Source organism: Stenotrophomonas sp. GQ19 (assembly GCF_059758695.1).
The window spans coordinates 342,263-355,814 of sequence record NZ_JCAXES010000001.1; the positions used below are offsets into that span (position 1 = coordinate 342,263).

Here is a 13,552-nt window from a genome sequence, read left to right on the forward strand (position 1 = left end):
GTTCAGTGTTCCAGAGTATCGGGAGTGGCCGCAGCGCTGCTGCGATACGGCAGGTACAGGTCGATCAGGGTGCCGGCGCCATGCGCCGACTCGATGCGCAGGGTGCCGCCCACGCTCTGCGCGCGTTCGCGCATCACGATCAGCCCCAGCCCGCGCGGGCCTTCCGGGTCGAAGCCCTCGCCATCGTCGCGCACCTGCAGGTGCAGGCCGCTGTCGCCCACGTCATGCAGCTGCAGGCTCACCTGGCTGGCGCGCGCGTGGCGCAGCACGTTGGTCAGGCTTTCCTGGGCGATGCGGAAACAGGCCTGCTCGATATCGCCCTGCGGGCGTCGCGGCAGCGCCTGGATGTCGGCCAGCAGTTCGATGGCCGCCGAGCGGAACAACATGCCGGCCTGCCAGCGCAGCGCGGCTTCCAGCCCCAGCGCGTCCAGCTGTGGCGGGCGCAACAGCGTGGAAATGTCGCGCAGCTTGCCCACGGTGGCATCGGCCAGCTGGATGATCTGTTCCAGGTCTTCGCCGCGGCGCGCGTCATCGGCCTCGTCCTGTGCGGCGTACGCCGACAGCTTCATCGCGGTGATCGCCTGGCCGATGTCATCATGCAGGTCGCGCGAGATCGCGCGGCGCTCATCTTCCTGCAGCGAGAACAACCGCCCGGCCATCGCCTGCAATTCGCGGTTGCTGGTTTCAAGGGCTTCGCGGATCCGTTCGGGTTCGCTCAGGTCCCGCACGATCAACAGCTTGCAGTTGCGTCCGCCATAGCGCACGTCACCCACGGCCAGCCCGGCCTGGAAGCGCTGCCGGTCCAGCCGGCGCATGCCAATCACTTCACCGGCGCCGGTGCTCGGCAGCGGGATCGGCGCGAACAGCTGCGCCCGCACCCGCGCCAGATCACCGGCGTCCACCAGCGCCGACAGCGGCTCGCCGAGCAGCGTGTGCTGGCCATAGCCGAACTGCGCCGCCGCGCAGGCGTTGGCATACAGCACGTATTCGTCGGACAGGATCACCACGCCATCGGGCAGCACCCGCACCAGCTCGCGGAACTGCTCTTCACGCTCACGCAGCAGGCGGCGCGACTGCTCGCGCTCGGTGACGTCCTGCAAGGTGCCCAGCACGCGGGGCCGGCCGGCATCGTCGTGCCCGCTTTCGGCGCGCAGGTGCACCATCAGCGCACGTCCGTCCATCGCCAGCAGCGGCAGCAGCACGTCGATCTGCACCTGCTCGCCGGTCATGTCCTGCAGCAGCTGCTCACTCAGTGCAGCCGTGGCCGGGTCGGCCGGCACCAGCAGTTCCTCGAAGCGATGCCAGCGGCGCGCTTCCGGCGGACGGCGGCCCAGCAGGTGATAGACCTGGTTGGAATAGCGGCCCAGCCCGGTGGCCGGGTCCACTTCCCACGCGCCGATGCGGGCCATTTCGTGCGCTTCCTCAACCCGCGCCAGGGCCATGTCACGGCGGCGCAGGGCCTGGGTTTCGCTGGTGCGGTCGATGGCGATCAGCAGCCGGGCAGGGCGCCCACCGTAATTGATGGCGTTGCTGCGCATTTCCATGCGCCGGCGGCTGCCGTCACGCAACTGCAGGTCGGCGGTCAATACACACAGCTCGCCGGGCTCGGCGCGGATCTCCGCCAGCTTGGCGGCCAGCTGGGGCTCGTCGCCGGGGGGCCACAGCGCGCTGATCGGCATGGCCATGAACGCCTCGCGGTCCCAGCCGAACAGGCTGCTGGCGGCCGGGTTCACATCCAGGATCGCCAGGGATTCCAGGTCGTACACCAGGATCGGCCCGGGGTTGTCCTGGAACATCTGCCGGTGGCGGGCTTCGGAGCTCTCCAGCCGCGAATGGGCGTGCAGCACGTGCTGGGCCAGCGGACGCAGCAGCAGGTAGATCAGCCCGGCGCTGGCCACCACGAAGAAGGTGCCTTTGGCGGTCTGCCACCGCGCCGCAGTGGCCATGTCGCCGGCCATCACCTGCACCGCGGCATCGCTGCACAGGATCCACACCAGCGCCAGCACCAGGTAACCGGCCACCACCCGCCAGCGGTCGCGGCGCAGGGCCTGGGCGAGCGGGCGTTCGGGGGCGGTGGGGTGGGGCAGGCCGGAGGGGGCGACAGGCATGGACGGGTCGGGGACCTTCGGGGCGGGCGAACTGCATCTTAGTGGGTGTCATGCCATTTGGGGGTGCACGCCGCGCACCGCTCAATAATTGGCGAAATCCGCCGCTAACGATTGCGTTCCCGGTCGTCGGGTGCGTTATCGGAGTCTTACCGCGTGGACCAAGGGATTATCGCGAGTCTGCTGCAGCACCCATTGGCGTCGGCCTTGGTCATCCTCGACCGGGCCGGGCGGCCGCTGGCGGCCAACCCGGTCGCGCGCGAGCTTGGGCTGCCGGCAACCGTGGCGGCCTATGGCGAGCTGCTTGAAGACCTGCGCCTGCTGGCGGCTGATGGAGGCCTGGTGCCCTGCCAGCTGCCCGGCGGGCCGCGCGGTCGCCTGGATGGCTGGATGCGGGCCGTGCACGACCCGGACGGCAACCTGCTGGCCTTCACGCTGAGCGTGCCCGAGCCGGTGGCCAGCTATGCCGGCAGCCGCTGGGAGCTGGCCCTGGACCACGCCGGCCATGGCCTGTGGGACTGGGACCTGCCCAGCGACGCGGTGATCCGGTCACGGCGCTGGGACGACCAGCCGGTACCGGCCGAAGAAGTCACCCGGGGCGATGTCACCGCGGCATTGCTCGCTCCGGTCCATCCGGACGATCAGGTGGCCGTGCGCGCCGCCCTGGACGCCCACCTGCGCGGCGACGGCGAGGTGTACACCGCCCAGTACCGGTTGCGTCATCCCGACGGTGACTGGCGCTGGGTGCTCGATCGTGGTCGGGTGGTGGCGCGTACCGCCGACGGCCAACCGCTGCGCATGGTGGGCACGCACACCGACATCCAGGCCCAGAAGCAGTTGGAGGCGCAGCTGCTGGAGCAGCAGGTGCACCTGCGCGAAGCCCAGCGCATCGCCAGCATGGGCAGCTGGTCGTGGGACCCGGCCCAGCGCCAGTTCTGGTGGTCGCCGGAGTTCCGCGCCCTGCTGGGCGTGGGCGAAGATCCGCTGAGCGGTCGCCGGCGTTGGTTGCGCCAGCTTGAACCGCGCTCGCGCAGCCTGCTGCGCCACGCCTGGCGGCGCATGCTGCGCGATGGCAAGCCGACCACGCTGGAGCTGGAACTGCCGCGCGAGCGCGAAGGTGCGTTGCACCTGCGGCTGTGGATGCAGCCGCTGCTCGGCGCAGACGGGCGCATCCAGCGCCTGCTGGGCCAGGTCCAGAACATCACCGAACAGCACCAGACCGACGCGCTGATCCGGTGGCGCACCGAACTGCTCAACCGCGTGTCGGCGCTGGGCCGCATCGGTGGCTGCGAAATCGAAGTAACCACCCGCCACATGCAGTGGACCGAGGAGTGCTACCGCATCCACGGCCTGCGCAAGGAGCCGATCAGCCTGGACCAGGCGCTGGCCCTGTACACCCAGGATTCGCGCGATGCCTTCGAGGCGGCGCTGGAGCGCATCGCCGACGGCGGCCTGCCCGAGCAGCTGGATCTGTGCTTCTACCGCCAGTCCGGGCTGCGTATCTGGGTGCAGGTGCTGATTGAACTGGACCGCCGCGATGGCCTGCCGACCCGCTTCGTGGTGCTGTTCCGTGACATCACCCGCGAACGCGAAGCGAACGAGCGCATCGAACTGCTGGCCCACTACGACCTGCTGACCGGCCTGCCCAACCGCATGCTGCTGCGCGAACAGACCGCCGATGCCATCGAAGAAGCGCGCGACCGTGGCGCGCCGCTGGCCATGCTGTTCATCGACCTGGATGGCTTCAAGACCATCAACGACACTTTCGGCCACGCCACCGGCGATGCGCTGCTGAAGGCAGCGGCCAGCCGCCTGCACCAGAACCTGCGCAACGCCGACCTGTTCGGCCGTTTCAGCGGCGACGAGTTCATCGTGGTGCTGCGTGACCTGGCCGACCCCGAGGACGCCGGCCACGTGGCCCGCAAGCTGATCGCCTCGCTGGCTGAGCCGCTGCAGCGCGGCGAGACCACGCTGAAGGTGGGCGCCAGCGTGGGCATCGCCATGCTCGACCAGAGCCACCACGACTTTGAATCGCTGCTGCGCGCGGCCGACGCGGCGATGTACGCCGCCAAGGAAGCGGGGCGCAACACCTACCAGTATTACAGCCAGGACGCGCTGGCCAAGATCCAGCGCAAGCTGGAGATCGAGCATGCGCTGCTGGGCGCGATCGAGCGCGAAGAGTTCACCCTGGCCTACCAGCCGCTGCTGCACGCCGAGAACGATCAACCACCGGCGATCGAAGCCCTGCTGCGCTGGCATCGCCCCGGTATTGGCTACTGCAGCCCGGCCGAGTTCATTCCGATCGCCGAGAAATGCGGTGAGATCGTCCGCATCGGCGACTGGGTGCTGGCCGAGGCCTGCCGCCAGGCCGCTGCCTGGGATGCCGCCGGCCTGGCGTTCGACCGCGTGGCGGTCAACGTCTCGGCGGTTCAACTGCGCGACCGCGGCTTCGCCGAGCGCGTGATCGACATCTGCCATGCCCATGGCTGGCCGCCGCAGCGGCTGGAACTGGAGTTGACCGAGTCTGCGCTGATCCGGGATACGGATGTACTGCGCCACTGCTTCGACGTGCTCGAACGCCACGGCGTGCCGCTGGCGGTGGACGACTTCGGCACCGGTTTCTCCAACCTGCATTACCTCAACCGCTTCCCGGTGGGCCGCCTGAAGATCGACCGCAGTTTCGTGCAGGGGATGCTGCACGACACCGGCACGGCCGAAGTCACCCAGGCCATCGTCCACCTGGGCCATGCGCTGGGCATGAAGGTCGTCGCCGAGGGGGTGGAAACCGAGCAGGAAGAAGCCATGCTGCGCCGCCAGGGCTGCGACGAGATCCAGGGTTATCTGTATTCGCGCCCGCTCACCCCGCGTGACCTGGCGCAATGGCTGAAGACCGGCGGCACCCGCATCGCGCCGCGCGAGGCGGTGGTCGCGCTGAGCCACGCGATCTGATCGCGCGCGATCCCTCACCATGCGCGGCGTTCCGTTGGTCGCGCACCTTTGGCGGGTAGAGCCGACCGTTGGTCGGCTGCTCCCGGTACAGCCGACCAACGGTCGGCTCTACGTTTGTGGGGTTCCGTGGGGTTGCCGGCACCCAGGGGCCCCCGTTGCGTCCCCGCCCACGCGATCTGATCGCACGCGATCCCTCACCATGCGCGTCGTTCCGTTGGTCACACACCCCTGGCGGGTAGAGCCGACCGTTGGTCGGCTGCTCCCGGTGCAGCCGACCAACGGTCGGCTCTACGTATGTGGGGATTCGCGCGTGTGGTGTCACCCCCGCGGCCGCAGCCATGACCCCGACCCACGCGCTCTGATCGCGCGCGATCCCTCAACGTTCGCAAGGTTCCGTTGGCCGCACACCCCTGGCGGGTAGAGCCGACCGTTGGTCGGCTGCTTCCGGTGCAGCCGACCAACGGTCGGCTCTACGTTTGTGGGGTTCCGTGTGCGTGGTGTCCCCGGGACCGCGGCCATGCTCCCGACCCACGCGCTCTAATCGCGCGCGATCCCTCAACGTTCGCAGGGGTCCGTTGACCGCACACCCCTGGCGGGTAGAGCCGACCATTGGTCGGCTGCTCCCGGTGCAGCCGACCAACGGTCGGCTCTACGTTTGTGGGGTTCCGTGGGGTTGCTGGCACCCAGGGGCCGCCTCCGCGCCCGCGTCCGCGCGATCTGATCGCACGCAATCCCTCAACATGCGTGGCGTTCCGTTGGTCACGCACATTTGGCGGGTAGAGCCGACCGTTGGTCGGCTGCTCCCGGTAGAGCCGACCAACGGTCGGCTCTACCGCGGATCGCGTGGGTGCGCTTACCCCTGCGGGCCCGGAATCTCCCCCACCGTGTCGCCTTCGTAGGTCTGCACGGACATGCGGTAGATGTCGGTCCAGCCATCGTCGGGGCTAGGGCCCAACCGGTGTCGCCCTCCGAACATGTAGAGCGTTTCGCCCAATGACATGTGGCCGATCAGGTGTTGCGCGGCAATGCTGACCTGGAACTGGTGCAGGAACACCATCGGTTGCCCCTGGTGGTACAACCAGGCCGGCTCACCCACCCACTTCGGTTTGGCATCCATGCAGGGAAAGGCGTTTGCCAGCCGGGTGGCCAGCCATTTCTTGCGCGCCTTGGGTGCGCCCTGTTCCAGGTACTCGCGATAGAGCTGCCGGGCGAAATCTTCGGCGCCATCGGCTTCCATCGAGGCGGCATGCCGCTCCGCCGCCGCCATCGCTTCGCCCCAGAAAAGATGGAAATCTGTCAGTTCGGCCATGCTGTTCCTTGTGGATGCCGGCACCCTTGCAGGCCGGCGCAGCAACACAGGATAGCCCGCCCGTGGCGCATCCGGACCGACGGCCGATAGACTGTGGCGCCTCAAACAATGACGGGGCAGGGCGCCCAAGCGTCGCCGGCCAACACCCGATGCCACAACTATCGGCCGTCGGCAGGCAGGCAACCGCTACCGCAGGGCCATCCCATCCATGGCGCGTGCGTCCAGCTCCGGACATCGATTGAACACCGCGAACCGGTGCAGCGCCTTGCGCAGTGCCGGCAGGAAGTGATCGCGATCCAGATCGTCGCGCTCCAGGTGCAGGCGTATCACCTCCAGCCGCTGCTCGCTACGGTGCGCCTTGCAGTCCACCCGGCCCACCACCTGGTCCCCGTACAGCACGGGCAGGCAGAAGTAGCCATGCACGCGCTTGCTCGCCGGCACATAGCACTCGACCCGGTAGTCGAAGGCGAACAGGGCGCTCAGGCGGTCACGGTGGATGACGAGGTTGTCGAACGGGGACAGGATCTTCACCTCGCGACGCAGCCGCATCGGATGGTCCAGCGCGGCCACATCGACGTAGGCGGTCACCCCATCGTCGCCCTTGCACATGCTCACCTGACCCGCATCGACCCGTTCGTCGACCACCGCGCGCATCGCATCGCGCAGGTCCTTTCCGGCCTGCAGGTGCAGCAGCTGTTTCAGGGTGAACACGCCGTGTGACCGTCGCGTGGTCTCGAACAGATAGGTCGCGTACTCACCCAGCGTGGGAACACGCAGGTCCACATCGTCGGGCAGGCAGCGCTCGGCCAGGTCGTAGGATTTCTCCATGCCATTGCGCTCGCACACCATCAGGTCGCCGCGCATGAACAGCGTCTCGAAGGCGCGCCGGCCGGGCCCCTGGTTCCACCAGCTGCCGGCTTCCTTGGTGCCCGGGTCCAGGTGGCGCATCCGCATCGGGCCATCGGCGCGGATCCGCGCCAGGATCTGCTGCATCAGCCGCGGGTCGCCGCCGCGGAAGTAGCGGCTTTCTCCCGTCCGTATCGCGTGCATCCGGCGCAGCGCATAGCGGTAATCGCACATCGGAAGATAGGCCGCCGCGTGATACCAGTACTCGAAAATCTGCCGCTCGCCGACCAGGCGGTTCAAGTGCGCCGGGTCGTAATCGGGCACCCGATTCCACAGCACGTGGTGATGCGCGCGCTCCACCACCGACAGCGTATCGATCTGCACATAGCCCAGGTGAGCGATGGCGCGGTGGGTGCCCGCCGGGCCTTCGCCGAACGGCGCCCGTGACGCCAGCCCCTGCGCATGCAGTGCCACGCGCCTCAAGCCGGATGTCATGGACGGTGCGGGGGATGCATCGGGTCCGGGGAAGCGGTCGCTACGGCATCGCCACTCAGCCCCAGGTCCCAGGCCAGGCCGATCAATGCCGGGTCCACGGCAGCGGCGCCTGACGATCCGGCAAGCCCGCCCTGTGCCGCCAACTGCGCCAGTTCCCGCTGCGCCAGCTGCTCAAGCTGGGCCAGCAATGCGCGGCCACGCAACGGCTCGGGTGTGCGAACAGGCGAGGGCGGGAGGATGCGTTCCTCCGGCGCAGCCACTGCCTCGGGCAGGGGGGCGGAAGAGGAGGGCACGGCATGGGGGGTGTTCGTCAACAGCATGGGTCGATCATCTGCAGCCAGGACGGATCTTGCAAGCACAACGGCCCCGGGAAAACCGGGGCCGTTGTGGGTGCCGCTGCCGGCACCGAACATCTTGGTCAGAACAGCTCGACCGCGCCAGCGGCCATGCTCTGCTGGGCAACGGCCTTGTGCGGCGGGCGTTCCCACTCGCTGCGCATTTCACGCAGGCGGCTGCCGGTGCGCTGCAGGGCGCTGACGACTTCTTCGTCGAACACGCCGCCATTGCGGTGCAGCAGTTCCTGCAGGGCCACCGCTTCGCGGTTGATGGCGGTCAGGCGGTCCAGGTGGGTATGCACGCCGCCCAGCGCCTGGGTGGCAATGTCCTCAAACTGCAGGGCGCGGACCGCTTCGGCCACGCTGCTGTCGATGGCACGGCCACACTCGGAGATCTCGCGCATGCCGTCGCCGAGCGAGGCGTTGATCTGGGCCACGTTGTCCAGCATCTGCGCTGCTTCGTGACGCGCTTCGCGGGAGCGGTCCATGTCGCGAGAGGCCATGTGCGAGACCGTCTCGCGGACCTTGGCGATGGCGTCCTTGGAGCTGTGCGCCAACTTGCGGATCTGCTCGTTGAACGTGGTGGAGCGCTCGGAGAGGTTGCGCACCTCGTCGGCGACCACCGCGAAGCCGCGACCGGCCTCACCGGCACGGGCCGCTTCGATGGCCGCGTTCAGCGCCAGCAGGTTGGTCTGGTCGGCAATCGACTTGACGTCTTCCAGCAGGGCGAAGATGCCATCCAGGTGCTGCGCCATCTGGTCGATGTGCTGCACGGTGTTGCTGCTCTGGCCGCTCACCTGCTCCAGGGCTTCCACCAGCTGTTCCATGCGGTGGCTGGCATGCTGGGCGAAGCGGGCGACGTCGACACCGGCGCCGCCGTCTTCACCGGCACGGTCGACGATGCGGGCCAATGCCTGGCTTTGCTGGCGCGACTTGCGGTTCATGGCGTCGAAGCTGCCACCCAGGCCGCTGACCGCGTGGCGGATCAGATCACGGGCGCGTTCGACTTCGCCGCGGGAGCCGTCGACTTCGTTGGCAACGAAGCTGCGCAGCTCGGTGAGCAGCTGGTCCTGCTCACGCAGGATGCGGGCGTGCTCGGGGGATCGCTGGGTCTGGGCCCGGGCGGTCCACCAGGCAAAGCCCAGCCAGCTGAGCGTCATCGTGGTCAGGATGGCCCAGCGCAGCGCGGCGGGCCATTCGAAACCGATGGCGAAAGGAAGAAGCAGGGTCAGGACCAGGGGGGCGGCCAGACGGATGAAGATGCGTGAGTACATGGACGTTCTCGGGAAGTGCACGGTTGAGGTATCGGCCGTACCCCCATTTGCTTTAGTGCTGCACTGCACATTCCATCGAAAAGCCTCCCCGCGGTAGCGCCACCCCATGGGTGGCTGCGGGATCCCCGACCGCGCAACCCAGCCACCCATGGGGTGGCTCTACCCGCATCCATCAACGGTAGAGCCACCCCACGGGTGGCTGCACGCGGGGTCAGCGCAGCTGGCGGTCCACCGCTTCGATCATCGCCTTGCGCGAGAACAGGAAGTCCCAGTACTGACCGCCGGTCTGGCGCCACAGCACCGCCGACCGCACCGCCGCCAGCAGCAGGGCGCGGATCTCGGCCACCACCCCGGCCTGGCCCAGGTAGTGCGGGTTGCCCTGGACCATCACCCGCGGCTTCAGATTGCTGATGGTGTCCGCGTACAGCCCGCCCAGGGCGGCCAGCACGTCCGGGTGGGCGCTGTCGCCCAGCTCGGTGGCCTGGCGCTGGGCGCGCTCGATGCCCTGGCTCACCTTGTCCACCACCGCATGCTCACGCACGAACCGGCGCTCCAGCTGCAGCACGGCCAGCGCCAGCCGGGGCAGGGCGTCGTCCTGGCCCTGGTTGCGGAAATAGTTGTGCAGCAGGCGCAGCCCCGGGGCCACGTTGGCCGGGCTGCCGTAGATGGCCTGCGGGGTCTCGGCATCGATGCGGAACACGCTGTCTACAGCGGTGCGCACCACGGCCGCTTCGGAGTGGCCGGTTTCGGCGATGCGGCGCACCTGCTGCAGGGCCTGGGCGATGCCGGCCAGTGCAAGAACGCGGTCGTCGACGGAAAAACTCATGCAGCAGATACCTCAAAGGGGGAAGGGGCAGTCCGCAGCCGCTGTTCCAGCGGCGCGTCGGTGGCGGCGATCACCGCGCCACCCAGGCAGACCTCATCGTCATACAACACCAGCGATTGACCGGGGGTGACGGCGCGCTGCGGGCGCGCAAACAGCACCTCCAGGGTGCCATCGTCGCGCACGGTCACCGTGCAGGGTTCATCGGGCTGGCGGTAGCGGGTCTGCGCGGTGCAGTCGAAACGGCGGGCGGGTGGGGCGCCGGCGATCCAGTGGGCGGCCTCGGAATGCAGCCGGGTCGAGAGCAGCCAGGGGCTGTCACGGTCCTGGTCCACATAGAGCACGTTGCTGGCCACGTCCTTGCCCACCACATACCAGGGCGCGGCCGGGCGGCCACGCACGCCGCCGATGTTCAGGCCCTCGCGCTGGCCCAGGGTGAAATAGAACACGCCGGGGTGTTCGGCGATCAGGGCGCCGTCCGGGTCGCGGATCTCGCCGGTCCTGGCCGGCAGGTAGCGGCCCAGGAACTCGCGGAAGTCGCGCTCGCCGATGAAGCAGATCCCGGTGGAATCCTTCTTGGCGTGGGTGGGCAGTCGCGCGTCGCGGGCGATCCGGCGCAGGTCGTTCTTCTGCAGGTCGCCGATCGGGAACAGGGTGGCCGCCAGTTGTTCCTGGCCCAGCTGGTGCAGGAAGTAACTCTGGTCCTTGCTGCGGTCGGCGCCGCGCAGCAGCGCCCAGCGCCCACCCACCTGCGCCACGCGGGCGTAGTGGCCGGTGGCGATGCGTTCGGCACCCAGTTCGCGGGCCGCGTCCAGGAAATGCTTGAACTTCACTTCCCGGTTGCACAGCACGTCCGGATTGGGGGTGCGGCCGGCGGCGTATTCGGCCAGGAAGTGCGCGAAGACGCCCTGCCAGTATTCGGAGGAGAAATCGCGGAAGTGGAACGGGATGCCCAGTAGGCCGCACACGGCCACCGCGTCGCGGCGGTCGTCCTCGGCCCGGCAGTCGCCGCTGCCGTCGTCTGCCCAGTTCTGCATGAACAGCCCGGCCACCGGCTCGCCCTGCTGGACCAGCCGCCAGGCCGCCACCGAGGAGTCCACGCCGCCGGACACGCCGACCATCACCCGGGGCGTGCTCATGCGGTTTCCTTCAGGAGCGACAGGGGATGGCGATGGCCGCCCAGGTAGTCGGCCACGACCTCCCAGACCAACGGGCTGCGCAGGCGTGCCGCACTGGCCTGCAGCTCGGCCGGGGTCAGCCACAGCGCGCGCAGGATGCCCGTGTCCAGCGGCCGGGCCGGATCGTGCTCGACCGGCGCGGCAGCGAAGGCGAAGCGCAGGAAGGCGGTGCCGTCGGGCGCGGTCCACTGGTAGACGCCGATGAAGGCGCTCAGGCGCACCGTCCAGCCGGTTTCTTCCAGGGTCTCGCGCACCGCCGCGGCGGCCAGGCTTTCGCCCGCCTCCAGGTGCCCGGCCGGCTGGTTGAGCACGTCACGGCCGTCGATACGCTCTTCCACCAGCAACAGGCGCCCGTCACGCACCACAACGGTGGCGACGGTGACATGGGGCGTCCAGCGCGGGTCCTGCACGGCATTCACCTCAGTATTCGTCCGTCTCGGTCAGCTCGTTTTCCATGGCATCGGCGGTGCGCATGGCCGCATCGATGGCATCGCTCAGCGCGGCCGAACTGGCATTGGCGTCCACCTTGACCACGAACATGGCCAGCTGGTCCTGCTTCACCCAGGCGCCCATCTTGGCGTCCTGCGAGTCTTCCAGCAGGCGGTTGGCCACCGCGGCCGGGAACTGCTTGCCGGGGGAGTTGTAGCCGGGCGACCAGATTTCGCGGATCTTGTGGCTGCCGAACTCTTCCACCGACGAACGCACGAACACCAGCTGGGTACGGTCCTCGCCGGCATCGAAGACCAGCTTGTAGTCGCCGTCCTCGTCGATCTCGTAGGGGTAGTCCAGCTGCTTGAGCACACGGCCGACGGCCTTGTCGGGTTCGGCTGCGTGGGCGCCGAACATCGTGGCGGTCAGCAACAGCGCGGTGACGATCCTTTTCATGAAATCCCTGTGAAAGTGTGGGGTGGATATGCAGATTGTGAAGGGCGACAGAGGCGGCGTCCAATCCCGCTATAATGTGCGGATGCCCCGCGAGCCCAACCAAGAACCCCACCACGATCACGGCGTCATGCTGGAACCGGCCCGGCCGGAGGTGGCACCGCCGCCGTTTTACCAGGTGATGCTGCTGAACGATGACTACACCCCGATGGATTTCGTGGTGACCGTCCTGCAGAGCTTCTTTGCCATGGACCTGGACAAGGCCACCCAGGTGATGCTCCACGTCCACACCCGCGGTCGCGGCGTGTGCGGGGTGTTCACCCGTGAGGTTGCCGAGTCCAAGGTGGCCCAGGTCAACGAATTCTCGCGCATGAACCAGCACCCGCTGCTGTGCACGATGGAAAAGACCAGCGGCTAGCCGCCGGTGCGTGCCAACTGACGCAGGGCCATGGCCGCTACCGCCAGGTCGACGTCGGCGGCGCTGCCATCCTCGAGGAACCACACCGCCGACAGCCCGGCGCTGGCCGCGATCCAGCGCAGCAGGCGCGTGCGCTCCAGTCCGGCCAGCGCGCTGACCTGGTCCACGCGGCGGTCAAAGATGTCCGGGTGGATGGCCACATGGATGCCCGGCCCGCACAGATCCGGGTTGCAGAACAGCACGGTGTAGTCAACGGCGCGGTCGCCAAGCAGGCGCTTGGGGTCGATGGCGAGCCAGCCGCGCGCGCCGCCGTCGAGCACATTGTCATGGTGCAGGTCGCCATGCAGTGGGCGCACCTCGATCTGCGTGGCCAGCACTGCCGTTGCCAGTGATCTGCACTGTTCCAGCAATGGCGACAGCGCCACGCCGGGCTGCAGCAGCGCCCGGAACCAGTCCTGCAGTGGCACCAGCCCCTCCGGCGCCGCGCCGCGCGGGCGGTGCAGGCGTTCGGCAGCCGTGCACAGCAGCGCGGTGGCCTGCGCATCCTGGCCGGCGATGGACATCGGCCGCAGCGATTCGCCCGGTTGGGCGCGCTCCAGCAGCACTGCCTCGTGGTCATGGGCCAGCAGCCGCACCGCGCCGTCGCCGTCCCACCAGCGCAGCAGCCGGTGGCCGTTGCGCTCCTCGGTCTCCGTGCTCACCTTCAACATGGCCGCGGAACCGTCGGGGAGGCGGACCGGCCACAGGCGGGCGTGCGGGGTGGTGATGACGTCGCCATCACGGACAAGCTGCCATTTCGTGAGCTGGAGTTCAGGCATCATGGAGTTGCTGGGAAGCACCTTGGGGAAACCGGGTGGGGTTGGACCGCTAACGCTGTCTGAACGCACCAATCCGCTAGGGTGATGGAAATTGCGCAGCTAGGCCGCATATTGTTCCCA

At 68.5% G+C, this 13,552-nt stretch carries 12 protein-coding genes; 2 read left to right on the forward strand and 10 right to left on the reverse strand.

Annotated features, from left to right (window positions below; translation table 11 throughout):
* Nucleotides 1-2: 2 nt before the first annotated feature.
* Nucleotides 3-2,108 (reverse strand): sensor histidine kinase, encoded by a 2,106-nt coding sequence (locus tag AC6CHL_RS01440; protein ID WP_463600921.1) that lies wholly within the window; start codon nucleotides 2,106-2,108, stop codon nucleotides 3-5.
* 153 nt (nucleotides 2,109-2,261) lie between these two features.
* Between AC6CHL_RS01440 and AC6CHL_RS01445 the strand changes: the two genes are divergently transcribed.
* Nucleotides 2,262-5,054 carry an EAL domain-containing protein gene (locus AC6CHL_RS01445; RefSeq protein ID WP_498292948.1) on the forward strand — a complete coding sequence of 931 codons (2,793 nt, stop codon included), beginning with the start codon at nucleotides 2,262-2,264 and terminating at the stop codon, nucleotides 5,052-5,054.
* 853 nt (nucleotides 5,055-5,907) lie between these two features.
* Here AC6CHL_RS01445 and AC6CHL_RS01450 read toward each other — a convergent pair.
* From AC6CHL_RS01450 to AC6CHL_RS01485, 8 genes are all read right to left on the reverse strand, one after another.
* Nucleotides 5,908-6,363, reverse strand: coding sequence for a hypothetical protein (locus AC6CHL_RS01450; RefSeq protein WP_498292950.1), 456 nt, complete (start codon nucleotides 6,361-6,363; stop codon nucleotides 5,908-5,910).
* 186 nt (nucleotides 6,364-6,549) lie between these two features.
* Nucleotides 6,550-7,683 (reverse strand): winged helix-turn-helix domain-containing protein, encoded by a 1,134-nt coding sequence (locus AC6CHL_RS01455; protein WP_498292952.1) that lies wholly within the window; start codon nucleotides 7,681-7,683, stop codon nucleotides 6,550-6,552.
* Between the two features lie 17 nt (nucleotides 7,684-7,700).
* Nucleotides 7,701-8,024, reverse strand: a complete 324-nt coding sequence (locus AC6CHL_RS01460; RefSeq protein WP_498292954.1) for a hypothetical protein — start codon at nucleotides 8,022-8,024, stop codon at nucleotides 7,701-7,703.
* A 98-nt stretch (nucleotides 8,025-8,122) separates the two neighbouring features.
* On the reverse strand, nucleotides 8,123-9,313 hold the full coding sequence (locus tag AC6CHL_RS01465) for a methyl-accepting chemotaxis protein (protein ID WP_038688404.1): 1,191 nt from the start codon (nucleotides 9,311-9,313) through the stop codon (nucleotides 8,123-8,125).
* A 211-nt stretch (nucleotides 9,314-9,524) separates the two neighbouring features.
* Nucleotides 9,525-10,139 (reverse strand): high frequency lysogenization protein HflD, encoded by a 615-nt coding sequence (gene hflD, locus AC6CHL_RS01470; protein ID WP_137189445.1) that lies wholly within the window; start codon nucleotides 10,137-10,139, stop codon nucleotides 9,525-9,527.
* Nucleotides 10,136-11,275 carry a tRNA 2-thiouridine(34) synthase MnmA gene (gene mnmA, locus AC6CHL_RS01475; protein WP_498292956.1) on the reverse strand — a complete coding sequence of 380 codons (1,140 nt, stop codon included), beginning with the start codon at nucleotides 11,273-11,275 and terminating at the stop codon, nucleotides 10,136-10,138. The genes hflD and mnmA overlap by 4 nt, the downstream gene beginning before the upstream one ends.
* Complete coding sequence (locus AC6CHL_RS01480; RefSeq protein ID WP_038688398.1) at nucleotides 11,272-11,733, reverse strand: NUDIX hydrolase; 462 nt, start codon at nucleotides 11,731-11,733, stop codon at nucleotides 11,272-11,274. The genes mnmA and AC6CHL_RS01480 overlap by 4 nt, the downstream gene beginning before the upstream one ends.
* A gap of 1 nt (nucleotide 11,734) precedes the next feature.
* The gene (locus AC6CHL_RS01485; protein ID WP_038688395.1) at nucleotides 11,735-12,199 is read right to left on the reverse strand and encodes a hypothetical protein; all 465 of its coding nucleotides are present in this window, start codon (nucleotides 12,197-12,199) and stop codon (nucleotides 11,735-11,737) included.
* Between the two features lie 82 nt (nucleotides 12,200-12,281).
* Here AC6CHL_RS01485 and clpS point away from each other — a divergent pair, with 82 nt between their 5' ends.
* On the forward strand, nucleotides 12,282-12,614 hold the full coding sequence (clpS, locus tag AC6CHL_RS01490; RefSeq protein WP_038688394.1) for an ATP-dependent Clp protease adapter ClpS: 333 nt from the start codon (nucleotides 12,282-12,284) through the stop codon (nucleotides 12,612-12,614).
* Here clpS and AC6CHL_RS01495 read toward each other — a convergent pair.
* Nucleotides 12,611-13,432 (reverse strand): APH(6)-I family aminoglycoside O-phosphotransferase, encoded by an 822-nt coding sequence (locus AC6CHL_RS01495; RefSeq protein WP_498292958.1) that lies wholly within the window; start codon nucleotides 13,430-13,432, stop codon nucleotides 12,611-12,613. The genes clpS and AC6CHL_RS01495 overlap by 4 nt on opposite strands.
* Nucleotides 13,433-13,552: the final 120 nt, after the last annotated feature.

Excerpts from the sequence above, each read along its gene's own strand:
- AC6CHL_RS01440 (WP_463600921.1), bottom strand. The coding sequence starts at position 2,108 with ATGCCTGTCGCCCCCTCCGGCCTGCCCCACCCCACCGCCCCCGAACGC.
- AC6CHL_RS01450 (WP_498292950.1), bottom strand. The coding sequence starts at position 6,363 with ATGGCCGAACTGACAGATTTCCATCTTTTCTGGGGCGAAGCGATGGCG.
- AC6CHL_RS01460 (WP_498292954.1), bottom strand. The coding sequence starts at position 8,024 with ATGCTGTTGACGAACACCCCCCATGCCGTGCCCTCCTCTTCCGCCCCC.
- AC6CHL_RS01465 (WP_038688404.1), bottom strand. The coding sequence starts at position 9,313 with ATGTACTCACGCATCTTCATCCGTCTGGCCGCCCCCCTGGTCCTGACC.
- hflD (WP_137189445.1), bottom strand. The coding sequence starts at position 10,139 with ATGAGTTTTTCCGTCGACGACCGCGTTCTTGCACTGGCCGGCATCGCC.
- mnmA (WP_498292956.1), bottom strand. The coding sequence starts at position 11,275 with ATGAGCACGCCCCGGGTGATGGTCGGCGTGTCCGGCGGCGTGGACTCC.
- AC6CHL_RS01485 (WP_038688395.1), bottom strand. The coding sequence starts at position 12,199 with ATGAAAAGGATCGTCACCGCGCTGTTGCTGACCGCCACGATGTTCGGC.
- clpS (WP_038688394.1), top strand. The coding sequence starts at position 12,282 with ATGCCCCGCGAGCCCAACCAAGAACCCCACCACGATCACGGCGTCATG.
- AC6CHL_RS01495 (WP_498292958.1), bottom strand. The coding sequence starts at position 13,432 with ATGCCTGAACTCCAGCTCACGAAATGGCAGCTTGTCCGTGATGGCGAC.